The sequence below is a fragment of the Oceanicaulis sp. genome (assembly GCF_051859625.1).
Lineage (GTDB): Bacteria > Pseudomonadota > Alphaproteobacteria > Caulobacterales > Maricaulaceae > Oceanicaulis.
Genome location: NZ_JBHYFH010000002.1, coordinates 627,928 through 651,413, shown reverse-complemented (window position 1 = coordinate 651,413; position 23,486 = coordinate 627,928). Strand labels below are relative to the sequence as shown.

The window sequence follows — 23,486 nt, the reverse complement described above, 5'->3', positions numbered from 1 at the left end:
GGCTTATGCCTGCGGTCAAGGAAACCATCGAAGACGTTCGTCAGCTGGAATCTGACAAGTACAAGTACGGCTTCACCACCGAGATCGAGCAAGAGCGCGCGCCGAAGGGTCTGAGCGAAGACACCGTGCGCTTCATCTCGGCCAAGAAAGGCGAGCCTGACTGGCTGCTCGACTGGCGTCTGGAAGCGTATCGCCGCTGGACCCAGATGAAGGAGCCGGACTGGGCGAAAGTGGGCTATCCGCCGATCGACTATCAGGACGCCTATTATTACGCCGCGCCGAAAGACTCTGCCAAATACAAGAGCTTGGACGAGGTTCCTCAGGAGCTGCTCGACACCTACAAGAAGCTCGGCATTCCGCTGAAAGAGGCGGAAGTCCTGCTCGGCGTTGAAGGCGCGGACGCCAGCGCCGCCGATGCGCGCACCGAAGGGTCGCAGCGCAAGGTGGCCGTGGATGCGGTGTTTGACTCCGTTTCGGTGGTGACGACCTTCAAGGAAGAGCTGTCCAAGGCCGGCGTGATCTTCATGCCGATCTCCGAGGCGGTTCACGAATACCCCGAGCTGATCAAGACATATCTCGGTTCGGTCGTGCCGGTGACGGACAATTTCTTCGCCACGCTCAACAGCGCGGTCTTCTCGGACGGCTCGTTCGTCTATGTGCCCAAGGGCGTGCGCTGCCCGATGGAGCTGTCGACTTATTTCCGGATCAACGCCGAAGGCACCGGCCAGTTTGAACGCACGCTGATCATCGCGGACGAGGGCGCCTATGTGTCCTATCTCGAGGGCTGCACCGCGCCCATGCGCGATGAAAACCAGCTGCACGCCGCCGTGGTGGAGCTCGTCGCGCTCGATGACGCCGAGATCAAATACTCCACGGTCCAGAACTGGTGGCCGGGCGATGCGGACGGCAAGGGCGGGGTCTATAACTTCGTCACCAAGCGCGCCGACTGCCGGGGCCGCAATTCCAAGGTCAGCTGGACCCAGGTCGAGACGGGCTCCGCCATCACCTGGAAATACCCCTCCTGCGTCCTGAAGGGCGATAACAGCCAGGGCGAGTTCTATTCCATCGCGGTGACCAATGGCCGCCAGCAGGCCGACACCGGCACCAAGATGATCCATCTGGGCCGCAATACGAAGTCGCGCATCATTTCCAAGGGGATCTCGGCGGGCAAGTCCGACCAGACCTATCGCGGGCTGGTTTCGGTCCACTCAAAAGCCGAGGGCGCGCGGAACTTCACCCAGTGCGACAGCCTGCTGATCGGCGATACCTGCGGCGCGCACACCGTGCCCTATATCGAATGCAAGACGCCGAAAGCCACGCTGGAGCATGAGGCGACCACCTCCAAGCTCTCGGAAGAACAGCTCTTCTATGCGCGTCAGCGCGGCCTTGATGAAGAAAGCGCCGTGGCGCTGCTGGTGAACGGTTTCTGCCGCGAAGTGCTGCAGGAACTGCCCATGGAGTTCGCCGTGGAAGCCCAGGCGCTCCTGAAAGTCTCGCTCGAAGGGAGCGTGGGCTAAGCGATGACCCAGTACTGGTTCGCACGTCGCCGCGCTGAAGATATCGGCAAGCCTGCCTTCAAAGGGCGGTTCTCGCCCATTGTCTGGCAAGGCTGGGCGGTGGTCGGCGTGTTTCTGGGCGCGATGGCTCTGGGCGTATTGCTATGGTTTGAAAGCGCGCGGCTCGGTGCCGGTCTGGTGATGAGCGTGATCCCTTTCATCATGCTGACAGCGTTTGGCGCCGGCATGATCATGCTGGCGACCGTCAGCAAGGGCGATCCGAACCACACCGTGGCGGATTACCAGTCTGGTAAAGTTGGGAAAGAACACGAGCATGGCTAAGCGTACGCTGATTTATTCCGGCGCGATCATGATGGTCGCCGCCTCCATCACGGCCTGCACCCCGCCTGAACCCGAGGCTGAGGCGCCGTCTGTGGAACAGACCAGCGCCCGCCTCGCCATGTGCGGCGAGGGTCTGGCGGAAGGTTGTGTTCAATCCGTGAGCGACACGACCGGCCTGATCTATACGGCCACCGAGGGCGGGTACGACTTCCGCCTGCTGGCGCTGGAAGGCGGTGCGGAGCTGCAGAGCTTTGACGAAGAACATGGCAACGCCATGTCGGCCCCGTCTCTGGAGGATCTTGATCAGGACGGCGATCCCGAACTGATCATCCCGGACTTCACCGGCAATGTGAACACGGTCTACCGCATCCGACAGCTGATTGACGGGCGCTTTGAGCCCGCGGGCGAGGTGAGCGGTCTGGGTCTTGAGCGCGATCAGGAGACGGGCCTTCTGGGCATCTCTTCTCGCGGCTCGGCGGTCCAGTACGCCTATCACGCCTATGTGCTGTCTGATGACGGGCTGGTTCTGGCCTATGAACTGGACAGTGATCTCGCGGACCGCGCCTGCGTGCTCACGCCCGGCCCGGCGTTTGACGCGACGGGGCTTGATGCGAACGCGCTTCTGACCGCTTGCGAGGCGGCGTTGTAAGACAAGACGAGATGGCGCGCGCCAGGGGCGAGCGCCGAGACGAATAAGGGTTCGAGCCGGCCTCCCTCTCATGCGCCGGCGCGACGATAAGGAAGACGACCATGTTGGTGATTGACGATCTCAAAGCGCGTGTGGATGCGGAAGACGGCGACGGCCGTGAAATTCTCAAGGGCGTCAGCCTGAAAGTCCCGGCAGGAGAGGTCCACGCCATCATGGGGCCCAATGGCTGCGGCAAGTCCACCCTGTCTTACGTGCTGTCGGGCCGTGACGGGTATGAGATCACCGGCGGATCGATGATCTTTGAGGGTCAGGACCTCGCCGAGATGGCGCCTGAAGAGCGCGCCGCAGCGGGCGTTTTCCTGTCCTTCCAGTATCCGGTCGAAATTCCCGGCGTGCCGACGCTGACCTTCGTGAAGGAAGCGCTGAACGCGCAAAAACGTCTGCGCGGCGAGGATGAAGTGCCGGCGCCGGCCTTCATGAAACTGGCGCGCGAAGCCGCCGCTCAGCTGAGCATCAGCAATGACATGCTCAAGCGCCCGGTGAATGTGGGCTTTTCGGGCGGCGAGAAGAAGCGCATGGAGATTTTCCAGGCGCTGATGCTGCAGCCAAAATTCCTGATCCTCGACGAGACCGATTCCGGCCTCGATATCGACGCCCTCAAGGTGGTCGCTGAGGGCGTGAACGCCCTGCGTAATGAAAAGCGCGGCATGCTGGTGATCACCCACTATCAGCGTCTGCTCGACTACCTCAAACCGGACGTGGTGCATGTGATGGCGGCGGGCCGCATCCAGGAAACGGGCGGGCCGGAGCTGGCGCACAAGCTCGAAAAAGAAGGCTATGACAAATACGCAGGCGAGGCGGCGTAATGGGTGCGGCTGTCAAACTCACTGATATGGAGACGGCGCTGATTGGTCAGCTGCCCGAGGACGCGCCCTTGCGCGCTCTTCTCTCCGAACAGGGCCTGCCCAATCGCCGCGTGGAAGAGTGGAAATGGACCGATCTGCGTACGGTGGTTGGCAAACTGTCCGCCGAGCCGGGCGTTCTGACTTTCACCATCTCACGCGAGCCTGACGCCTGGGCCGAGCAGGACGAAGAGCCGGGCCTCCTCATGCCGCGCCTCGCTTCGGCGCTGGGCGAGGACATTCAGGTCTACACGCTGGAAGACGGCGAACGGCTGGAGCTGGGCGTCGAAGCCACCAAGGGCTTTGCGCATCAACAGGTTCTGGTGCTTGTGCCGGAAGGCGTGAAGGCGGAGCTGATTGAAAGCTACGCTGTTGAGGCGGACGGGTTCGCGAACCTGACGCTCGTGATCGTGGTGATGCCGGGCGCGCAGCTGGACCGGATCATCGAGCAGGACGCCTCGCCGGATGCGGCTTTGGTCGTCACCAGCCTGATTGATCTGGCGCCGGGCGCGACGCTGAACCAGACCACCTTGGGGTTTGGGGCCAGGCTGGCGCGTCTTGAAACCCATGTGAACCATGCCGGCGAGGGCGCCGAGCTGCGCCTCGACGGCGCTTATGTGCTGAGCGACGGGCTGCATCTCGACCAGACTTCCGTCGTGCGCCATGTGGGCCCGAACGGAGCGACAGCTGAGCTGTTCAAGGGCGCGGCCGCCAAGGGCGGCAAGGGCGTGTTCCAGGGCAAGATCCATGTGGAGCAAGCGGCGCAGAAGACCGACGCCCAGATGCAGCATCGCGGATTGTTGCTGGACTCCAAGGCCGAGATCGACGCCAAGCCCGAGCTTGAGATTTATGCCGATGACGTGGTCTGCGCCCATGGCAACGCCTTTGGCGCACTGGACGAAGACGCGTTGTTCTACATGCGCCAGCGCGGCCTGCCGGACGCCAAAGCGCGTGCGCTTCTGACGCAAAGCTTTCTGGCCGAACCGATCGAACGTATTCGCGACGAGGATGACCGCGAGCGCCTGATGACGCGCTTGCTGGCGGCGCTGGAGGCGCTTTGATGTCTGCAGAACGCAAACCCGTGCGCGGTCTGGATGTGGCGCAAATCCGCAGCCAGTTCCCGATCCTCAGCCGTGAAGTGAACGGCAAGCCGCTGGTCTATCTCGACAGCGCCGCATCCGCGCAGAAGCCTGAAGCGGTGATCGAGGCGGTGGCGGATGTCTGGCGTCATTCCTACGCCAACGTCCATCGCGGCCTTCATACGCTGGCCAATGAGGCGACCGAAGCCTTTGAAGCGAGCCGGGGCAAGATGGCGCGCTTTCTGGGCGCGGATCATGCCGACCAGATCGTCTTCACGCGCGGCGCCACCGAGGCGATCAATCTGGTCGCTGACAGCTTTGGCGCGACGCTGGGCGAGGGCGACGAGATCATACTCAGCCAGATGGAGCACCATTCCAACATCGTGCCCTGGCACTTCTTGCGTGAACGCAAGGGCGTGGTGCTCAAATGGGCGCCGGTGACCGATGACGGCGCGCTGGACATGAACGCGTTCGACGCCCTTGTGACCGAGCGCACCAAGCTGGTCGCCATCACTCATATGTCCAACGTGATGGGCACCATTTCGCCCATCGAGACGATTGTGCAGAAAGCCCATGCCGTCGGCGCCGCCGTGCTGGTGGACGGCTCTCAGGGCGCGGTTCACATGCCGGTCGATGTGAAGGCGCTCGGGTGTGACTTCTACGTGGTGACCGGCCACAAGCTATACGGCCCCAACGGCGCCGGCGCGCTTTATGCGGCGGGCGACTGGCTGGACCGGTTGCGCCCCTATCAGGGCGGCGGCGAAATGATCGCTGAAGTGCGCGAGGACGGCGTGGTCTACGCCGATGCGCCGCACAAGTTCGAAGCCGGCACGCCGGTGATCGCCGAAGTCATTGGGCTGGGCGCAGCGCTGGACTGGATGTGCGGCCTCGACCGGATCGCTTTGATGGAGCATGAGCGCCAGCTGATGGACCGGTTCGAAGCGGGGCTCGCCGAGTTTGAGGGCGCGACCATTTATGGGCGCACGCAAGACAAGGGCGCCATCACCTCGTTCAGTCTTGAGGGCGCGCACCCGCATGACCTGGCTCAGCTCATGGACAAGTATGGCGTCGCTGTCCGGGCGGGCCATCACTGCGCCCACCCGCTGATGCAGCGGTTTGGCGTCGCCGGCACGCTGCGCGCCAGCTTCGCCGCCTACAACACCGAAGCTGATGTGGATGCGGCGCTTGAGGCGTTGCGAAAAGCCAAGAGCTTTCTCATCTAGAGAGTATGACGAGCATGGATACTGACAACAAAAGCTCTGAGCGCGACATGATGGATCTGGGCGCCGCCCCGTCCATGACCCTGGACGCGCCGACTTCGGCTGAACCGGAAGCGTCGTCGGACGCCGCGCCGGATCAGGATATTCCGCAAGAAGAGATAGAGCGCATCACTCATGATGTGATCGAGGCGTTGAAAACGGTGTTTGACCCGGAAATCCCGGTCGACATTTACGAGCTGGGATTGATCTACCAGGTCGATCTGGAGCCCGATCACAGCCTGAAAGTCGAAATGACGCTTACGGCGCCGGGCTGTCCGGTCGCGGGTGAAATGCCGGGCTGGGTGCGCGATGCGTGTGAAACGGTCAAAGGCGTGGAGCGCGCGGATGTGACCCTGACCTTCGATCCGCCCTGGACGCCGGACCGCATGTCTGACGAAGCCAAGCTGACGCTGAACATGTTTTAAGGAGCCGATCATGGCCCGACAAAGACCCAAAGCCGTCACCCTGACCGAAGCCGCCGCTGAGCGCGTCAAAAAGCTGATGGCGGATCGTGACGCCGGCTATTTGCGCGTGGGTGTGAAAAATGGCGGTTGCGCCGGCATGGAATACGTCATGGATTACGTGTCCGAGCCGGATCCGCTGGACGAACGGGTCGAGGATCAGGGCGTGGAGATTGTGGTGGATTCCAAATCCCTGCTCTTCATGCTGGGCGCGCAGATTGACTATGAAATCACGCCCTTGCACGCCAAATTCGTGTTCCGCAATCCCAATGAAACCGACGCCTGCGGTTGTGGCGAGAGTGTGACTCTGGTGCCCGCACAGCTCGCCGATTAGGCCGATATCTGTATCCTCTGCTTGCCTTTCAACGGGCGTCGCGGCCACATGCCGATCCCAATAGAGGACTGGCGCTGTGAAATTGTATGTCTCTCCCACTTCGCCCTATGCGCGTAAATGCCGGGCGCTGATCATCGAGAAAAGCCTTGAGCGCAAGATCGAAGTGATCGAGTGCGACCCCCGGAGTGATCCAGAAGAGCTGCTGGCTATCAATCCGCTCGGCAAGGTGCCGGCGCTGGACCGCGATGGCGCGCCTGCCTTGATGGATTCTCCGTTGATTTGCGAGTTCATCGACAGAATGGACGAGGAGAACTGGATTCCCCGTCGTGGTGAGAGCCGAATTCTTGTGATGCGCCAGCAGGCCTTGGCCGATGGGCTGATCGACCTGACGATTGGTCGCCGCATCGAGATGCAGCGAGACGCCGACAAGCAATGGGATTTCTGGTCAGAGCGTTGGGAACGTGGCGTCCGGCGCACTCTGGACGCGTTAAACCAGGATCGTTCCCAATATGAGCGCTCTGTTGATCTGGGCGCCCTGAGCGTCGCCATTGCGCTTCATTATCTGGACCTGAGGTTCGCCGAGCTGAACTGGCGGGAGACTTATCCTGAATTGGCGGCGTTCGCCGCGCGGTGGGATCAGCGCGCCAGCTTTGAACAGACCCGCCCGCCGGCCGTCTAGGACGGCATGTGTTCGCCGACAAAAAGCGCCCTCAGCCATGCGGCTGAGGGCGCTTTTTGTTATTCATATGAAGCTGTTGCGAGCCTTTCAGGCGGCTGCGACTCCCCGGTCTCCGGACGCGTTTGCAGTATCCGTGGTGACGCGGTTTCGGCCTTGCTGCTTGGACTTGTACAGATTGGCGTCGCACCGTTCTATCAGGCATTCCACCACTTCAGACGGTCTGAATTGTGAGACGCCCATGGAGATCGTGATGTTGCCCAGATCTTCATTGGTGGACTTGCGCAGCAGACGTTTGCTCTCAACGATCTGACGGATTCTCTCGGCGATCTCGGCGGCGTCCTGCAGCGATGTGTTCGGCATGACGATCCCGAACTCTTCACCGCCATAGCGCGCCACTACATGATGATCAGACGCATAGCGGGCCAGGCAAGCGGAGACGAACCGGATGATCTGATCGCCCGTCTGATGGCCCCAAGTGTCGTTGAAGCGCTTGAAATGGTCGATGTCACACAGCACCAGGGAGAACGGGGTGCCGTTCAGGTCTGCGTCCCGGCGCGACTTGCGCATGGATTCGTCAAAGCGTTTGCGGTTTGCGATACCGGTCAGTGCGTCAGTCATCGCTTCTTCGCGCACTTTTTCCAGATTGCTGCGAAGCTGATTGACTTCCTGACTGGTCTCCTGAAGACGGCGTTCCAGATCACGGGACCGGCGTTGCATGCGAGCGGTCGCCGCGACCAGGCCTTCAACCATCTGTTTGATTCCAGAAGCGTCTGTGACCTTGTCCAGACGGCCCGTGGCGCCCGCGAGTTCCGCGCCATAGGCGGCGGTGTCGCGTTCAGCGGCCTGCAGGGTTTGAACGACGGAGCCCAGCTCACGGCTCATGGCGCCGCCCGCATCCAGAACAGCGCTCTGGATGCGTTTGAAGCTGAAATGCGTGTCGTAGAGATCTTCGAGAAGCTCGGAGGACAAGGGTTCGTCCCGGTCAATATGGCTTTGAATGACAGAGCATAAATCAGGAATGGTGTCAGACACGTATGCCGTAAAGACCGCATAGTTATGTGGCGTGGGAACAAGTCCGAGACTCGCCATCAAATCCAGCGCCTTGCGCCCGATTTCGATCCCTTCAGCAGCGTGTAGACGACCGTTCAAAGCATACCCCTGACCTTGGACCGCTATTGAGCGGTTCTTGGCGGGAAGTATGTGCTCTGAATCAAAAGATCGGGTAAACGCCGACCATTTTTTGCCTAGGGAAAGGCGGGACGGAGCAAAAATTCTGGAACATGATCGCCGAAACCAACCGGTGACGTGTCCCGCTCATGACGGTCCTGACGCGACGAACGGTCCTGACGCGACGAACGGTCCTGACGAGAGGAGCGCTGTGACCGCGAGGACCGCTCTCTGGGCGCGGCGCGCTCTGAGGGCTGAGGCTCTTCATGGGCGCGCGCTTCAACCGGAGCCTCCGCCATTGCAGGCGCGTCTTCAGGGGCCGCCACATCCGGGGTCTCAGAGGCGTTCGCCTGGGCCTTGCTGGCGTCGGGTTTGTTGCGCGAGCGCGACCGGCGGCGAGGCTTGGGCTTGTCTTCGCTGGTTGCTTCAGAGGAGACAGGCTCTGCGGTGGGCGTGCTGGGCGCTTGTGTGGCCGAAGAGCCGTCGAGCTTGAGCTCTTCAGGTTCCTTGCCAATCAGCTTGACGACCTTGGCGAGGGCCTTGGCGTCTTCAGCCGAGACCAGGGTCACCGCTTCGCCTTTCAGGCCTGCGCGGCCGGTACGTCCGATACGGTGGACGTAATCGTCGGCGTTTCGCGGAATGTCCACGTTGAACACATGGCTGACGGCGGGAATGTCGAGGCCGCGCGCGGCCACGTCAGACGCGACCAGCAGGCGCAGCTCGCCGGACTTGAAGTCGGCCAGTGTTTTGGTGCGCTGGCTTTGATCAAGGTCGCCATGGATCGGCGCCGCGGAAAAACCGTGACGCTGCAACGAGCGGGCGACCACATCCACATCGCGCTTGCGATTGCAGAAGATGATGCCGTTTTTCACGGTGTCGCGGTTGATGGCGTCGCGCAGGGCTTCGCGCTTGGTGCGCGCCTGATTGTCGGACACCCGTAGAATGTACTGGGTGATCAGCTCTGCGGTTTGCGCCGGACGCGCCACTTCAACCCGCACCGGGTCGTTGAGGAAGTTATCGACCAGATGCTTGATCTCTCCCGGCATGGTGGCCGAGAAGAACAAGGTCTGACGACGCGGCGGCAGCAGTTTGAGAATGCGTTCGATATCGGGGATGAAGCCCATATCCAGCATCCGGTCAGCTTCGTCGATGACGAGGATTTCGACGCCGGTCAGCAACAGGCCGCCGCGCTCGAAATGGTCCAGAAGCCGCCCCGGCGTGGCGATCAGGATATCGGCGCCCTGATCGAGAATGCGTTTTTGCGGCTCAAACGAGACGCCGCCGATCAAGAGCGCCATGTTGAGCTTGTGGTTCTTGGCGTAGAGCTTGACGTTATCAGCCACCTGCGCCGCCAGCTCGCGCGTGGGCGCCAGCACCAGAGAGCGCGGCATGCGGGCGCGGGCGCGGCCGCGCGACAGGCGCTCGATCATGGGCAGGGTGAAGGATGCGGTCTTGCCGGTGCCGGTCTGGGCGATGCCCAGCACGTCGCGTCCGGTGAGCGCAACGGGAATGGCGCCCTCCTGGATCGGGGTGGGCTTTTCGTAACCAGCGTCAGCAATTGCTGAAAGGAGTGCGGGGCTCAGCCCGAGGTCTTCAAACGTCATGCGCCTCTGAAGTCGCTAAATCGGCCAAGATCGGGGTCGATCTCGTCTTACCGGCGCCGATCATTCCGGCGCATCTGCGTGGCGCGAACATAAAAGGCCGGCGCGCGCTGTCAACGCGGCCGGCCCTTTTCTGTGACTAAATCGCCCTGGTGTGGTGTTTTAGGGACGCGATTTAGTGCTCATAAGCGTAGGCGTGATCATTCGTCACCTCGGCGTAACGGTCCCGCAGACGCGTCTGGCGGGTCTCAAGGCTCTGAGTTTCGCCATTGATGAGCACGTGAGTCGGCGCGCTCATCACTTCGAGCGGATCACCGTCCCAGACCACCACGTCCGCCACATATCCCGTCGCCAGCGCGCCATACTGGTCGCCGACGCCATAGATTTCAGCCGGCGTCAGGGTGATCGCCCGGAAAGCGTCGTCCCAGTCCGCCCCGTGCGCGACGGCGATGCCGGCGTGCTGGGCCAGAAGCCGCGGGTTGAAGTACAGATCCGACCCCACCGTGGTGTAGGCCAGCTGGACGCCTGCATCATGCATGATCGCCGCGCCTTCATTGGTGGAGGCGAGGGTGTCAAAGCTGTCAGGCAGGTTACGCATCGGGTCATAGATGACCGGAATGTCCGCCGCCGCCAGCTCATCGGCCACCAGATGCGCTTCCGCGCCGCCGGCGATGATGATGTTGATGGCGGGATATTGCGCGGCGAAGGCGATGGCGCGGCGGATATCCGCCGCCCGGTCCATGATCATCACCAGCGGCATTTCCCCACGCACCGCGCCCACCAGCGCGGCGGCGTCATAGCGGTCAATGGCGTCGCCTTCATGGTGCGACATGAAACGTCCCGGGTAGAACCGGGCGTCCTCGATAGCCGCGCGCAGGAAGGCCCAGGCCGCCGTGCGAGAGCCGCCAGCCGTGCGGGCGCCGGACTGGGACATGTCCACCAGCATGAACTGACGTGTGGCGAACAGGCTGTCAGGCTCGCCGCTGGCGTCCGCCAGAGCGCCGCGACCGGCCAGGATGGCCGAACCGGTGTTGGGGTGAACCGCAAACCGGGTCAGGCCTTCGATGCGGGCGGAATCGATATGGGTGCCTGACGGGTTGAAGCCGTCCGCCACATCGATGGCCGCGGTGAAGCTCGACTCGTCCGCCGCATCGTCATGGGTGGAGGGCTCGGCGCCCACCTCGATCAGACCCAGCTGGGTATGCGGGTGGAACAGGCCCGGCGTGATCCAGCCGCCCTGGGCGTCGATGACTTCGGCGCCGTCAGGAATGGAGACACTTGAGCCGACGTCGACGATAGCGCCGTCACGAATGACCACGCCGCCATTCTCGATGACCCCGGTGGAGGTGTTGGTCACCACACGGCCATTGTTGATCACGAGCGTCTGGGCGCTGGCGGGCGCCATCACGGCGGCGGCCAGCATTAAGGATGTCAGGAGCTTTTTCATTAGTAGTCTCCTTCACCGGGCTGACCCAGCATGAAGTCGCGAATGGTGCGGCGATCCGGATCAGCACGATCAAACATGAGGGCGCCGTCGATATAGACGGTGTCCGCCAGCGCGTAGCTGGAGAAGGGATGACCCGACCACAGCACGATGTCGGCGCGTTTGCCTTCTTCGATGGAACCGGTCTCTTCAAAAATGCCGAGCGCACGGGCTGGCGCGGAGGTGAACCAGCTCACCGCGTCCGCATCAGAGATGTCCAGACCCATTCGGCGTCCGTCAGAGAGCGCCTTGGCCACTTCATGATTGAGGCGTTGAATGCCCAGATCACTGTCTGAGTGGATCATCGCGCACGCGCCGCCGGCATGGGTGAGCGGCAGGTTCTCGCGAATGGAGTCATAGGCTTCCATCTTGAAGCCGCCCCAGTCCGCCCACACCGCCGCACAGGTGTTGTGCTCGGCCAGGACGTCGGGGATTTTATAGGCTTCGACGGCGTGGTGGAACGTGGTGACCTGGTAGCCGAACTCATCGGCCATATCGAGGATCTGCACCATTTCATCCGCGCGATAGCAATGCATCTGCACCAGGATTTCGCCGTCGAGCACGCCCATCAGCGTGTCCAGCTCCAGATTGCGCGTCGGCGGGTTGGCGTCCTCGCCGTTGTCAGCCGCTTCCCAATACTCGTTCCAGGAGCGACGGTATTCCACGGCGCGCTGCCAGGCTTCACGATAGCCGGCCACATTGCCCATGCGTGAGCCCGGCGCCTGGCCGCGATTGCCGTAAACGCGCTTGGGGTTTTCACCGCACGCCATTTTCAGCGTGTAGGGCGCGTCGGGGAATTTCATGCCCTGCACCGAACGGGACGGCACATTGCGCAGGGTGACGCCGCGTCCGCCAAACAGGTTCGCCGAGCCTGGCAGGACGTGAAGCGTGGTGACGCCCGCCGCCAGCGCAGTGTCAAAACCGGGATCTTGCGGCCAGACGCCATGCTCGGCCCAGACCTCAGCCGTGACGGGGCTGGTGACTTCATTGCCGTCCGAGTGCGCGTTCACGGCAGGCGAGGGGTACACGCCCAGATGCGAGTGAATATCCACAACGCCCGGTGTGATGTAACGGCCATCAGCGTCGATCACGCTCGCGCCTTCGGGCGCTTGCAGCCCCTGGCCGATTGCGGCGATGCGGCCATCCTCGATCAGGATGTCGGTATTTTCCAGCTCGCCGCCGACGCCGTCAAACACGGTGGCGCCGGTGATCAGGGTGACGCCGGACGGAATGGGTTCATACGTGCTCGGAAACGGATTGGGTTCATAGCGGACGACGTCGACATCGCCGCTGGATCCTGAACTGGACCCGGTTTCAGATGAGCACGCGGCGAGGCCGAGCACGGACAAAGCCGCAATCGACGCGCCAAGCGCTTTGAGTGTTCTGTGCACAGAAGTCTCCCCTAATTGTCGCGTCATTTGCGAGACGCGGATCGCGAAGCGCGCAGACTGACTTATTTCCAAGGGGTGAGGGAAGGGGTTACTTGATAACATTTGCCCGCCGCGGAGGCGCATTCTCCTTGTGAAAGCGCCAGTTTGGCCCTGTCTTCGCCTTGATGCCCCCGTACCCGGGAGAGAAATGAGGAAGAGGATATTGCGATGAACTTACTCGTATGCCGCCTGGGCGTGCTCATTGCGCTTGGGGTCAGCGGCTCCGCGCTGGCGCAGCCTGAACCGGCTGATGTCACTTTGAGTCGTGACGATCATCTCGAGACGATTGGCGATCGTCAGGTCAGCTTTGTCGCCCGTGATCTGGAGACCGGAACCACCTATGTGCTTGAGGGCAGCGAAGCAGACCGCCGCCGCGGGCCGTGGTCGACCTTCAAGATCCCCAATCTGGTAATTGCGCTGGAAACAGGCGCCGCCGAAAGCCTTGAGACCGAGCTGCCCTGGGATCCCGAGCGTCGTCCACCAGCCGAGTACTGGCCCGATGACTGGCGTCAGGATCAGACCTTGAGAACCGCCTTCATCCGCTCGGCCGCCTGGGCGTTTCAGGATCTGGCGGTCGAGATCGGGACGCCGACCTATCAGGAAATACTGCCCGCCTGGTCCTATGGCGATGCCGAGGTCGCTGACGGCTCCGATACATTCTGGCTGGATCACACCCTGGAAATCTCACCGCGCGAGCAGGTCGATTTCCTCGAGCGGCTGCTGAATCGGGAGCTAGGCGTGAGTGAAGCGAGCCTCGCCGCCCTTGATGAGGTGTCTCAGGCGGGGCAGCGCCCTGATGGCGAGCTTCATGGCAAGACTGGCGCGGGTCCTGTGGTGCTGGGCGATATGGAGGGCCGATTTGAAGGCTGGTATGTGGGCTATCTGACGCGTGAGGACCGCGAGCCGCTCGTCTTCGCCCTGCATGCTGAAGCATCGAGCTTCAACGGGATACGAACCTTTCGGCGCGAGATGGCGGAAATCATCCTGTTCGATGTGACCGCGCAAATCGACTGAAGCCAGCAAGCGGGCTCTCTAAGAGAGCCCGCTCAACTGTCTGAGGGGGGATTAGTCTTCAGAATCAGAGTCGGACGGTTCGTGGTAGGCGGCGGACCAGATATGCGGGCCGATATCGCACTGCAGGTCCTCATATTCCTGACCGACCTGGTAGGGCCCGTCCACGACCGGACAGTCGCAGGTCGTCAGGCCATTCTCATCCTCACGGCACGGCGCCGTCATGCAACCGGCATAGGAGGGGGTGTCGATCTGAGTGCAATCGGTGGAGCCGAATTCGTGCACATCGCTGTAAATGAATGAGAAGGTCGAGATCAGCACGGCGTTCTCAAGCTCTGGATAGAGTGTTTGTGGGACGCCAGCCGCAGGATTGCCGAGTGCGGCGCAGACGGGCGCCATCTGGCATTGTTCAGCATCCGCGATCACCCCGTCCACTTCCTGACAGATGTCGCGCTGGTTCTTCATGTTCAGACAATTGGAGCCGTCTTCATGGCACAGCTCCATGGTGTCGTGACGAACGGACTCATTGAGGATGGAGCCGATCTCGACATAATTCCAGATCAGCTCGTCTTCGTGCATGCCGCCGGGAAGCGCGTAGCAGGTGCACGCGGCGGTATCCTCGAGATTGGGATTGCAGGGCAGGGGCGGGGAGCTTGTTCCCGACTGTGTCGGTTGATCCCCGGCCGGGCCGGAATAATAGCACAAGGCGAACCCATTTCCGCGGCACGCCAGAAAGTTTGTAGCTGAATCAAACGCATCCGCATCCGGGGGTTCATTCCCCTGAGCAAGGGCGGGCGCGCCCAGGCACCACAGGGCCAGAGCAGCGAGCAGGCATGTAAGCCGATCAGTCATGGCGAACTCCGTCACACCAGCATCGGTTTGAGGGGCTGTATGAAACGGCGTCGCCCCTGATGCGAGAGTCACCCTAGATCAAAAACAACTTACAGGCGAATCCATATAAACAATTCGCCTTTCGGGGTTTTGAACGTTTCTGCAGTGAGGGATCAGACGTCCACGTCTTCCACGAAGGGCGCATGGTCCTGAATGAACTGGAAGCGCAGCTCGGGCTTCTTGCCCATCAGGGTCTCCACCAGAGCGTCCGCGCTTTCGCGCATCTCCGGGGTCACCACCACTCGGGCCAGCGAACGGCTTTCGCGAAGCATGGTGGTGGATTTGAGCTGGGGCGGCGTCATCTCGCCCAGACCTTTAAAGCGGCCCACCTCGACCTTGCCCTTCTTGAAGGCGGTTTCCAGCAGGTGATCTTTTTCCGCGTCGTCCTGGGCGTAGAGCGTCTTGCCGCCCTGGGTCAGGCGATAGAGCGGCGGCTGGGCCATAAACAGGCGGCCCGACTCAATGAGACCGGGCAGGAATTTATAAAAGAAGGTCGCAAGCAGGGCCGCGATATGGGCGCCGTCCACATCGGCGTCACACATGATGATCACGCGCTCATAGCGCAGATCCTCAAGGTCGAACTTCTTGCCCGGCTGTACGCCCAAGGCCAGCAGCAGGTCCGAGATTTCCTGGTTCGCTGCGATCTTGTCGGCCGTGGCGGAAGCCACGTTCAGGATCTTGCCGCGCAGTGGCAGGATGGCTTGTGTTTTCCGGTCACGCGCCTGTTTGGCGGACCCGCCTGCGGAATCGCCCTCCACCAGGAACAGTTCGGCGCCCTCGGCGGAGTTTTGCGAACAATCGGCCAGCTTGCCCGGCAGGCGCAGCTTGCGAGTCGCAGACTGGCGTTTGACCTCTTTCTCGCGCTTGCGCTTGAGGCGGTCCTCGGCGCGCTCCACCGCCCATTCCACAAGGCGGGCGGCGTCTTTGGGACGGCCGGCGAGCCAGTGATCGAACTGGTCGCGAATGGCCTGCTCCACCAGACGCCCGGCCTCGGCGGTTGAGAGCCGGTCCTTGGTCTGGCCCTGGAACTCGGGATCCTTGATGAAAACCGACACCAGAATGCCCGCGCCGCCCATCACGTCGTCAGCCGTGATCTGGGCGGCTTTTTTCACATTGGCCAGCTCGCCATAGGCGCGCAGCCCCTTGGACAGCGCGGCGCGCAAGCCCTGTTCGTGGGTGCCGCCCATGGGGGTGGGAACCGTGTTGCAATAGCTTTGGCAGAAGCTGTCATCGGGGCCGAAGCCGTTTTCGGAAAAGGCGACCGCCCATTCCACGGCGCCCATGCGGCCGTCACGTTCCACCCGTCCGGCGAACTGCTCGGTGACCAGCGAGGAATTGGGCGTCAGCTCGGTCAGTCGGTCAGCAAGCCCGCCAGGGAAGGCGAGGGTGGTTTCGGCCGGAATTTCGGTGCCTTCGACCAGGGTTTCGGGGCATTTCCACCGAATTTGGACGCCACGGCGCAAGAAGGCCTTGGCGCGCGCCATGTTGAAAATGCGCGGCGCTTTCAGGACGGCGCGCGGGCCGAAAATCTCGGCATCGGGTTTGAACCGCACCGTGGTGCCGCGGCGATTGGGAGCGGCGCCCACTTTCTCCACCGGACCTTGCGGCAGACCGCGCACATAGACTTGGCGCCACAGCGTCTTGTCGCGTGCGACTTCCACCTCGACCAGTTCAGACAGGGCGTTCACCACAGAAATGCCGACGCCGTGCAGGCCGCCGGCGGTCTGGTACGCCTTGTCAGAGAACTTGCCGCCGGCGTGGAGCGTGGTCATCACCACTTCCAGCGCGGACTTGTCGGGGAATTTCGGGTGCGGATCGACAGGAATGCCGCGGCCATTGTCACTGACTGAGACAAAGCCATCCTCATCCATGATGACTTCGATACGGTCAGCGTGACCCGCCACCGCTTCGTCCATGGAGTTGTCGAGGATTTCCGCGAACAGGTGATGAAGCGCGCGTTCATCGGTGCCGCCGATATACATGCCGGGGCGTTTGCGGACGGGCTCCAGCCCTTCCAGCACCTCGATCGAGGAGGCGTCATAACCCTTGTTCTCAGCGGACGCCGCAGGCGGCGGGCTGGCGGGTTTGGGTGTAGGCTTGGGCGCTGGTTTCGGCGCCGCCGCTACGGGCTCTGGCGAGGGCGAGCTCGGCGGTTCTGAAACCGGCGCTGAATTGGGCGCAGGAGCAGGCGCCGTCTCGCGCGGGGCGGACGGCGTCGCGGGCCCTTTGGGCGCCGACGGAGCGGAAAACAGATCGTCTTGCGAATCATCAGCCATCACATCGTAATCTGCCCTAGCGTCGGCCCATCGTGTAGTGGGAGGACGCAGCCCGAGACGCATTGCCATGTGGAAAGTCGATCATGACGCCGCCTATCTCCGATCTGGACGTGTTGTTGCGCCAGTTGAGTCCTGTGCTCGACCCTGAGCGTTACGCTTATGCCGCGTCTCCGCGTTCACAGGCGCTGGATGTGCTGTCGCCTATCGCGGTGTTTGAGGAGGAGGAGGGGCGGTCGGTGATCGCGCCGCTCAAACGGCTCGAGGATCAGGGGATTGAACCTGTCTTTATCTGCCGCCGCATCACGCTTGACGTGAACTCGGCGTTGGAGGCTGTGGGACTGACGGCGGCGGTCAGTCAGGCGCTGGCGGAGGCGGGGGTCAGCGCCAATGTCGTCGCTGCGCTTCACCATGACCATGTGTTCGTGCCGGAGGACAGGGCGGACGAGGCCTTGAGCGTGCTCAAACGGCTGTCAGGCGGCCAGAGCGCCTAGAAAAACGGGATCAGTCTACGCCCCAGACGTCGCTCGCAGCGGCTGATCTGGCGGTCATAGCGTTCCGCATCGGTCTGGACGGTGCGCGCGGCGCGCAAAAGCCAGTCCTTGTTGCGATAGGTGCGCCGGTTATACCCGCCATGCCCCTCATGATAGGCGAGATAGAGCGAATACGGGTCATTGAGGGAAATCCCGGACAGGCGTTGGGATTTGTTGGCGTACCAGCCGATGAAATCCACCGCGTCGCCAAAATCATTCCGGTCCGCGCCGCGTCGTCCCGTGTCTTCACGATACCAGTCCCAGGTGCCGTCCAGAGCCTGAGCGTAGCCAAAGGCGGAAGAGGGACGCGCGCCGGGAATGACGCCCAGCAATCGCCGCCGCGCCGGGCGCGCATTGCGGTTGAAACTTGATTCTTTTTTCAAGAAGGCGAGCTGGGTTCCGGGCGAAAGGCCCCAGCGGCGCTCGGTGCGCTGCAGGTCGCGCCACCAGCTGCGATTGTCCTCAAGGATCAGGCAGGCGTCATGGACCTGGTCAGGCGGCCCTGACGCGCACCCTGACAGCAGAACGAGGCTAAGAACGCCTATGATGACTGACCTGAAAACCATGCTGTCAGTCTCGCCGGACACGGTTAACCAGCGATGAAACGCGCCCGTAGCTTCAGCGAGGAGCTCCTGAGCGGAGCGATGGCGAGCTCCAAATCGAACCTGACAGGTTCGCAAGGCCAAAGGCCGCCCGCAGCTTTAGCGAGGATCGCCTGAGCGGAGCGATGGCGAGCTCCAAAAAAAAGGGTCGGCGCGCCTGCGTCGCACGCGCCGACCCATGTCTTCGCCGTCTATGCATGGGGTCAGGACAGGAAGACGAAAAAGCCTTACCAGATTCCCCTGAGACGTGCAATTGGGCTATGTGCGGTTGTCGCCTAGAACGTCAGGCGGATCACCAACCGGGCGACATGGCGTACGAAATCATCCCGAATATCAGCGTCATACGCAAAGGTGAAGGTGGAGTAGTCCGATCCTGCGCTAAATCCGAATCCGACCAGCGCGCCTGTGTTGGAGAGCTGTTGGGAGCGTAGGGTGAACGGATTTCCGTCCTGGCCGAACTGCGCCGTGGTCTCACCGCCCGAGCTGGAGAATTCGCCGCGATAACCGACCCGGATCGAGGGCGCCCACCAGGACACGTCCGTGCCGAAGCGGCGCGCGAGGGTCAGCGTGCCCGATCCCAGGACTGTCGAGGAATCACGGTCATCGACCATCAGCGCGAGACCGCTGATCGCATCCGCATTGCTGCCGGACGTGGTCTCGGTGTAGCCGCTTTCAAACAAGGACAGATAGGTCACGGCCGCTTCAGGGCGCAGCACCCACTCGCCGAAGGCGAAATCACGACCGGCTTGCAGGCTCGCGGTGGCGTGCCAGCCGCTCCAGTCGGCGCTGGTCAGCGCGCTGAAGTCACCAATCCGGATTTCACGGTCGATTTCAAAATAGTCATAGCCGATGCCGATATTGCCCGAGATATCAAATCCGCCGAGATCCATCGCGGCATAGCCGCCGATCTGACCGGTCAGAGACACCATGGGCTGATCAAAGCCGTTGGTTTCTTCGATTTCGCTGGCGGCGCCCACGAGCTGAACGCCCACGGCGTAGAACGGACCCACCGGGCGATCCAGGCCGACAGCGAGGCCGACGCCCTGACCACGATAGCCCGAGCCCAGAGCGGAGCCGGAGCGGTCAGCATAATAGCCAAACTCTTGAATCCAGACGCCCGCCAGATTGTCAGGCGCAAGGCGCGCATTGCTCAAGCGGCCCTGAAGCGCGCCCGCGGCCGCATCATTGGAGGCGAGGGCGAACTGGATCGCGCTGGCGGCGTATTCAGGCAGCAGCTGATCATACGCGCCATAAAACTCTTCAGCGCTGCGCAGGCTTGCAAAGGCCGCGCCCAGGCTCTCAACGGTTTCGAAGGCGGCGAGGGCTTCGTCATAGGCGGCGGCCTGGTTGGCGTGCATGCCCAACTCATCCGCGGTCTTCAGCTGAAGCGTCAGAACGATCTTGTTCTCGTCTTCGCTGGAGCGTTGCAGAGAGGCGTTATAGAGGAAGGGTGACTCAGTCGTGGTCAACGTGCCGTCTGCATCGGCCAGCGTCAGATTGCCGGCTGAGACGATGTCGAAGTCGCCGCCCTGACCGATCATGTTGGCGAGCCCCACGGACAGGGACGAGCCTTCCTCGAAAGTGACGTCGCCGGATGCGTTCAAAAAGGCGTTCGAGCGATCAGCGGTGTCGATGGTGACTTCCAGAACGCCGCCATTGCGGAACACGGCGTCGCGCAGGGCCAGCGCGTCCGTACCGGTCAGGCCGATCTGACCATTGGTGACGTCGAGCACAAGATCGCCGTCCGCATCGCTCAATGCGCCGTTCAGCGTGGCGTTGTCGATGATCAGCACGTCCGAACCCAGGCCGAAGGCGATGTCGCCATTCACGGAGCCCGCAAGGATTTCGACCCGGTCATCGCCGTCGCCCAGCAAGATGTCGCCATTGATGACGGGGGCGGACAACGCCTCGCCGTCATCATCAAAGCCTTGCTCCTGAATGATGCTCAGGCCGCCATTATTGTTGCGGGCGTCTACGGCGATCAGGTCGATGTCGTCAGCGGAGAAGGCGTCGTCGATGCTGCTGATGAACGCCGTGATCGCGCCTGTATTATGAATTTCTTCGAGGCTGTCGTCATTGGAGCGAATCGCAACGGCGCTTTGTCCGCCACGGACGAGAGACGCCGAGATGGCTCCCGCTTCATTCAGAATGCTGCGGATCTGAGAATTCTCATCCAGATCAATCGCGACCGCTTCACCAGAGCCATAAGCGTCGTCGGCGAATCCATCCTCGGCATGGCCGAGTATCGAAGAAGAGCGGATGGCGCCGGTATTCTGGAGCGTGTCCGCCTGGGCGCCTTCGCCGAAATGCATGGCGACAGCGCGACCGTCATATGCGGTGGCTGTGACCGTGCCGACGTTTGAAAATCCGTCAGCGCCCAGGATCACGGAGCGCAAGACGCCGTTGTCATTGCGTCCGACCACAAGAATGGCTGTGGCGTCCTTGCCGTCAAACACGCCATTATTGCTGATGGCGCCTTCGTTGACGACGCCAAAGCCGAGCTGGTCGCCATCGTCGTCATCATCTGTGCGGTCGCTGGTGTAATCGTCGGGCAGAGCGACTTCGCCGATCACCACATCTCCGGAACCGTCTTCATCGGGACGAATCTCCAGACCCGCGCCGCCGCCGGTGTAGGCCTGGACCGTGCCGGCTGAAGAGATGAAAACGCCATCTGCGACCGAGCCTGCGATCAGAAAGGCGGAGCCTGAATCAAGATTGTCGGCGACATCGCCGCGCTCAGCAGCCTCTGCTTCATTTTCAAACAGAGCCATCAGGGTCTGATTGTAGCGCGTCGTGATGCGGTAGCCGTAAGCCTGGATCGTGCCGTTGGCGCGAATGCCGCCTCCAACATCACCTTCAATAACGACGGCCTCGCCACCCGGGGTGACAGCAGAGACCGTGCGAAGATCAACATCACCGCTGACATCGCCTTCCAGTGAAATGGCGCGGCTGCCTTCACCGGTGACGCCCACTGAGCCGTTGACGATGAAATCGCCGTCAAGATCAGTGACAGCCCGCACGCCAAAGCTGTTTTGTCCCTGCACATTGACTGTGCCGCTGCCGGTAATGGTCACATCGCCCGTCACCGCGTCCTGATTGGCGATCGGGTTGAAGTCGGAATCCACCGCGCCGATCAGGAGGCCAGTCTTGTTCTGGTCCTGAGCGAAGGGACCGTCAGCTTCCTGATCCGGATCATCCACCTGACCGTCGAGATCTGAATCAACCAGGTCATCGGTTCCGCTATCGGCAGGATCGTCACTGTCATCAAGGATGATGCGGCCGTTATGCACGAAGTCGCTTTCGACGCCTGGATCAATCTGGACACCGACCGCGCCGTCCACATTGACGGCGTCGCCGTCCGCGTCGCGATCATTGATCCGGATGATCGAACCGCTGTTCGTCGTCAGGTCATTGTTGGAGTCGACGTGCACAGCGGGTCCCGGAACGCCGATCAGCGTGACGCGCCCATTGGTGCCGATGACGATGTCATCGGCGTTGCCGGCGCCGTCTGCATCAGAAGTCTGGACCGGTTCGGTGCGTTCGTCGTTGATCGTCTCTTGCGCCCAGGTTGGCGAAGCGATGAGGGCGGTCAGGGAAACGGCGGCGAAAAGGCTGCGGCGCATGCGTCGGTCTCCGGTCAGGCGCAGGTTCACAACTTGTGAACCAAACGTGCGTCATCCCATCTTTCTAGCCCATGGTTTTGCGCACGTCGACCATTGCAAGCCCGCGCGCCGCAGCCATTTTTCGCGCTTTGCCCAAAACGGGTTCCCAAATGCGAACGGCCGCCCTGGATATGTCCAGAGCGGCCGGTCGTCACGAAATGAAAGCCTGAGCCTAGACTTTGTAATACATGTCGAACTCAACCGGGTGCGGGTGATGCTCGATACGGGTCACTTCTTCCATCTTCAGATCGATATAGGCGTCGATCTGGTCGTCATCCATCACGCCGCCCTTCTTGAGGAAGTCGCGGTCCGCGTCGAGTGATTCCAGCGCCTGGCGCAGGGAGGAGCAAACGGTCGGGATGTCTTTGAGCTCTTCAGCCGGCAGATCATAGAGATCCTTGTCCATCGCGTCGCCGGGATGGATCTGGTTCTCGATGCCGTCCAGGCCCGCCATCAGCAGCGAGGCGAAGGTCAGATACGGGTTGCCGGCCGGATCGGGGAAGCGGGTTTCCAGGCGCTTGCCCTTGGCGGACGGCACGTGCGGGATCCGGATGGACGCCGAACGGTTGCGCGCCGAGTAGGCGAGCAGGACCGGCGCTTCAAAGCCAGGCACGAGACGCTTGTAGGAGTTCGTCGAGGCGTTGGCGAACGCGTTGATGGCGCGGGCATGCTTGATGATGCCGCCAATGTAATACAGGCAGGTGTCGGACAGGCCGGCGTATTTGTCGCCAGCAAACAGCGGATTGCCGTCTTTCCAGATCGACTGGTGCACGTGCATGCCGGAGCCGTTGTCCGCATGGACGGGCTTGGGCATGAAGGTCGCGGTTTTTCCGTAAACGGCGGCCACATTGTGCACGATGTACTTATAGGTCTGCATGCGGTCGGCCATCTCGGTGAGGGTGGAGAATTTCATCCCCAGCTCATGCTGCGACGGCGCCACTTCGTGGTGATGCTTTTCAGGCTGCAGGCCCAGCTCTTTCATCACCGACAGCATTTCAGAGCGCATGTCCTGAAGCGAATCGATCGGCGGGACCGGGAAATAGCCGCCCTTAGGGCCGGGACGGTGGGCGAGATTGCCGCCCTCCATTTTCGTGCCGGAATTGTAGGGGCCTTCGTCGGAATCCAGCGCATAGAAGGTGTTGTTCTGAGCGGTGGACCAGCGCACATCGTCAAAGACGAAGAATTCCGCTTCCGGACCGAAGAACGCCTTGTCGCCAATGCCGGAGGCGGCGAGGAAGTTCTCGGCTTTTTTCGCCGTGGTGCGCGGGTCGCGATTATAGGCTTCGCCTGAATCCGGCTCCAGAATGTCGCAAACGATGGACAAGGTGGTCTGCTGGAAGAACGGGTCGATATAAGCGCTGCTCGTGTCGGGCATCAGCACCATGTCGGACTCGTTGATGGCCTTCCAGCCGCCTATGGAAGAGCCGTCAAACATGGAGCCTTCTTCAAAGAAGTCTTCATCCACCATGTCCACGTCGAAGGTGACATGTTGCAGCTTGCCGCGCGGGTCAGTGAACCGCAGATCGACAAACTCGACGTCTTCGTCCTTGATTTGCTTGAGAATCTTTTCAGCAGACATGGTAAGGTCCTTATGGCTGGCTTTGGGTGCTGGCGGGCGTTGTCTTGCGGGGG

The 23,486-nt window shown here is 61.9% G+C and carries 20 protein-coding genes; 11 read left to right on the top strand and 9 right to left on the bottom strand.

The features are described from left to right. Positions 1-5 precede the first annotated feature (5 nt). The 9 genes from sufB (at position 6) to ACTIGF_RS12660 (ending at position 7,201) form a co-directional block, all read left to right on the top strand. Positions 6-1,517, top strand: coding sequence for a Fe-S cluster assembly protein SufB (gene sufB, locus ACTIGF_RS12700; protein ID WP_439637228.1), 1,512 nt, complete (start codon positions 6-8; stop codon positions 1,515-1,517). A 3-nt stretch (positions 1,518-1,520) separates the two neighbouring features. Next, the gene (locus ACTIGF_RS12695; protein ID WP_439637227.1) at positions 1,521-1,838 is read left to right on the top strand and encodes a hypothetical protein; all 318 of its coding nucleotides are present in this window, start codon (positions 1,521-1,523) and stop codon (positions 1,836-1,838) included. Further along, positions 1,831-2,487: a hypothetical protein gene (locus ACTIGF_RS12690; protein ID WP_439637226.1), complete on the top strand. Its 657-nt coding sequence runs from the start codon at positions 1,831-1,833 to the stop codon at positions 2,485-2,487. The genes ACTIGF_RS12695 and ACTIGF_RS12690 overlap by 8 nt, the downstream gene beginning before the upstream one ends. Positions 2,488-2,588: 101 nt before the next feature. Next, positions 2,589-3,353 (top strand): Fe-S cluster assembly ATPase SufC, encoded by a 765-nt coding sequence (gene sufC / locus ACTIGF_RS12685; protein WP_439637225.1) that lies wholly within the window; start codon positions 2,589-2,591, stop codon positions 3,351-3,353. Continuing rightward, entirely contained in the window at positions 3,353-4,450 is a 1,098-nt protein-coding gene (gene sufD, locus ACTIGF_RS12680) for a Fe-S cluster assembly protein SufD (RefSeq protein ID WP_439637224.1), read from the top strand. The genes sufC and sufD overlap by 1 nt, the downstream gene beginning before the upstream one ends. Next, on the top strand, positions 4,450-5,691 hold the full coding sequence (locus ACTIGF_RS12675; protein ID WP_439637223.1) for a cysteine desulfurase: 1,242 nt from the start codon (positions 4,450-4,452) through the stop codon (positions 5,689-5,691). The genes sufD and ACTIGF_RS12675 overlap by 1 nt, the downstream gene beginning before the upstream one ends. 14 nt (positions 5,692-5,705) lie before the next feature. Then, positions 5,706-6,152: an SUF system Fe-S cluster assembly protein gene (locus tag ACTIGF_RS12670; protein WP_439637222.1), complete on the top strand. Its 447-nt coding sequence runs from the start codon at positions 5,706-5,708 to the stop codon at positions 6,150-6,152. A 10-nt stretch (positions 6,153-6,162) separates the two neighbouring features. After that, positions 6,163-6,522: a HesB/IscA family protein gene (locus tag ACTIGF_RS12665; RefSeq protein ID WP_439637221.1), complete on the top strand. Its 360-nt coding sequence runs from the start codon at positions 6,163-6,165 to the stop codon at positions 6,520-6,522. A 76-nt stretch (positions 6,523-6,598) separates the two neighbouring features. Further along, entirely contained in the window at positions 6,599-7,201 is a 603-nt protein-coding gene (locus ACTIGF_RS12660; protein WP_439637220.1) for a glutathione S-transferase, read from the top strand. Between the two features lie 87 nt (positions 7,202-7,288). Here ACTIGF_RS12660 and ACTIGF_RS12655 read toward each other — a convergent pair whose 3' ends face one another. The 4 genes from ACTIGF_RS12655 to ACTIGF_RS12640 all read right to left on the bottom strand — a co-directional run bounded on the left by ACTIGF_RS12655 (position 7,289) and on the right by ACTIGF_RS12640 (position 12,843). After that, positions 7,289-8,350, bottom strand: coding sequence for a GGDEF domain-containing protein (locus ACTIGF_RS12655; protein ID WP_439637219.1), 1,062 nt, complete (start codon positions 8,348-8,350; stop codon positions 7,289-7,291). Between the two features lie 95 nt (positions 8,351-8,445). Beyond that, positions 8,446-9,972 carry a DEAD/DEAH box helicase gene (locus tag ACTIGF_RS12650; RefSeq protein ID WP_439637218.1) on the bottom strand — a complete coding sequence of 509 codons (1,527 nt, stop codon included), beginning with the start codon at positions 9,970-9,972 and terminating at the stop codon, positions 8,446-8,448. Between the two features lie 172 nt (positions 9,973-10,144). Beyond that, positions 10,145-11,416: an amidohydrolase family protein gene (locus tag ACTIGF_RS12645; RefSeq protein WP_439637217.1), complete on the bottom strand. Its 1,272-nt coding sequence runs from the start codon at positions 11,414-11,416 to the stop codon at positions 10,145-10,147. Continuing rightward, positions 11,416-12,843, bottom strand: coding sequence for an amidohydrolase (locus tag ACTIGF_RS12640; RefSeq protein WP_439637216.1), 1,428 nt, complete (start codon positions 12,841-12,843; stop codon positions 11,416-11,418). The genes ACTIGF_RS12645 and ACTIGF_RS12640 overlap by 1 nt, the downstream gene beginning before the upstream one ends. 207 nt (positions 12,844-13,050) lie before the next feature. Here ACTIGF_RS12640 and ACTIGF_RS12635 point away from each other — a divergent pair, with 207 nt between their 5' ends. After that, positions 13,051-13,896, top strand: coding sequence for a penicillin-binding transpeptidase domain-containing protein (locus tag ACTIGF_RS12635; protein WP_439637215.1), 846 nt, complete (start codon positions 13,051-13,053; stop codon positions 13,894-13,896). A gap of 51 nt (positions 13,897-13,947) precedes the next feature. Here the strand turns inward: ACTIGF_RS12635 and ACTIGF_RS12630 are convergent, their stop codons facing one another. Beyond that, a complete protein-coding gene (locus ACTIGF_RS12630; protein ID WP_439637214.1) occupies positions 13,948-14,745 on the bottom strand; it encodes a hypothetical protein in 798 nt (265 codons plus the stop codon). Between the two features lie 152 nt (positions 14,746-14,897). After that, positions 14,898-17,060, bottom strand: coding sequence for a DNA topoisomerase IV subunit B (parE, locus tag ACTIGF_RS12625; protein ID WP_439637213.1), 2,163 nt, complete (start codon positions 17,058-17,060; stop codon positions 14,898-14,900). Between the two features lie 83 nt (positions 17,061-17,143). On the opposite strand from parE, the gene ACTIGF_RS12620 reads away from it, so the two are divergent. Further along, positions 17,144-17,551, top strand: coding sequence for an ACT domain-containing protein (locus ACTIGF_RS12620; RefSeq protein WP_439637212.1), 408 nt, complete (start codon positions 17,144-17,146; stop codon positions 17,549-17,551). Here ACTIGF_RS12620 and ACTIGF_RS12615 read toward each other — a convergent pair. The 3 genes from ACTIGF_RS12615 to glnA all read right to left on the bottom strand — a co-directional run bounded on the left by ACTIGF_RS12615 (position 17,548) and on the right by glnA (position 23,433). Next, on the bottom strand, positions 17,548-18,156 hold the full coding sequence (locus ACTIGF_RS12615; protein ID WP_439637211.1) for a hypothetical protein: 609 nt from the start codon (positions 18,154-18,156) through the stop codon (positions 17,548-17,550). The genes ACTIGF_RS12620 and ACTIGF_RS12615 overlap by 4 nt on opposite strands. Positions 18,157-18,467: 311 nt before the next feature. After that, positions 18,468-21,815: an autotransporter domain-containing protein gene (locus ACTIGF_RS12610; RefSeq protein WP_439637210.1), complete on the bottom strand. Its 3,348-nt coding sequence runs from the start codon at positions 21,813-21,815 to the stop codon at positions 18,468-18,470. 211 nt (positions 21,816-22,026) lie between these two features. Further along, positions 22,027-23,433, bottom strand: coding sequence for a type I glutamate--ammonia ligase (gene glnA / locus ACTIGF_RS12605; RefSeq protein ID WP_439637209.1), 1,407 nt, complete (start codon positions 23,431-23,433; stop codon positions 22,027-22,029). Positions 23,434-23,486: the final 53 nt, after the last annotated feature.

Coding starts and splice junctions, on each gene's coding strand:
- ACTIGF_RS12690 (WP_439637226.1), top strand. CDS start 1,831: ATGGCTAAGCGTACGCTGATTTATTCCGGCGCGATCATGATGGTCGCC.
- glnA (WP_439637209.1), bottom strand. CDS start 23,433: ATGTCTGCTGAAAAGATTCTCAAGCAAATCAAGGACGAAGACGTCGAG.
- sufD (WP_439637224.1), top strand. CDS start 3,353: ATGGGTGCGGCTGTCAAACTCACTGATATGGAGACGGCGCTGATTGGT.
- sufC (WP_439637225.1), top strand. CDS start 2,589: ATGTTGGTGATTGACGATCTCAAAGCGCGTGTGGATGCGGAAGACGGC.
- ACTIGF_RS12695 (WP_439637227.1), top strand. CDS start 1,521: ATGACCCAGTACTGGTTCGCACGTCGCCGCGCTGAAGATATCGGCAAG.
- ACTIGF_RS12650 (WP_439637218.1), bottom strand. CDS start 9,972: ATGACGTTTGAAGACCTCGGGCTGAGCCCCGCACTCCTTTCAGCAATT.
- ACTIGF_RS12665 (WP_439637221.1), top strand. CDS start 6,163: ATGGCCCGACAAAGACCCAAAGCCGTCACCCTGACCGAAGCCGCCGCT.
- ACTIGF_RS12670 (WP_439637222.1), top strand. CDS start 5,706: ATGGATACTGACAACAAAAGCTCTGAGCGCGACATGATGGATCTGGGC.
- ACTIGF_RS12635 (WP_439637215.1), top strand. CDS start 13,051: ATGAACTTACTCGTATGCCGCCTGGGCGTGCTCATTGCGCTTGGGGTC.
- sufB (WP_439637228.1), top strand. CDS start 6: ATGCCTGCGGTCAAGGAAACCATCGAAGACGTTCGTCAGCTGGAATCT.
- ACTIGF_RS12610 (WP_439637210.1), bottom strand. CDS start 21,815: ATGCGCCGCAGCCTTTTCGCCGCCGTTTCCCTGACCGCCCTCATCGCT.
- ACTIGF_RS12675 (WP_439637223.1), top strand. CDS start 4,450: ATGTCTGCAGAACGCAAACCCGTGCGCGGTCTGGATGTGGCGCAAATC.
- ACTIGF_RS12615 (WP_439637211.1), bottom strand. CDS start 18,156: ATGGTTTTCAGGTCAGTCATCATAGGCGTTCTTAGCCTCGTTCTGCTG.
- ACTIGF_RS12630 (WP_439637214.1), bottom strand. CDS start 14,745: ATGACTGATCGGCTTACATGCCTGCTCGCTGCTCTGGCCCTGTGGTGC.
- ACTIGF_RS12620 (WP_439637212.1), top strand. CDS start 17,144: ATGACGCCGCCTATCTCCGATCTGGACGTGTTGTTGCGCCAGTTGAGT.
- ACTIGF_RS12645 (WP_439637217.1), bottom strand. CDS start 11,416: ATGAAAAAGCTCCTGACATCCTTAATGCTGGCCGCCGCCGTGATGGCG.
- parE (WP_439637213.1), bottom strand. CDS start 17,060: ATGGCTGATGATTCGCAAGACGATCTGTTTTCCGCTCCGTCGGCGCCC.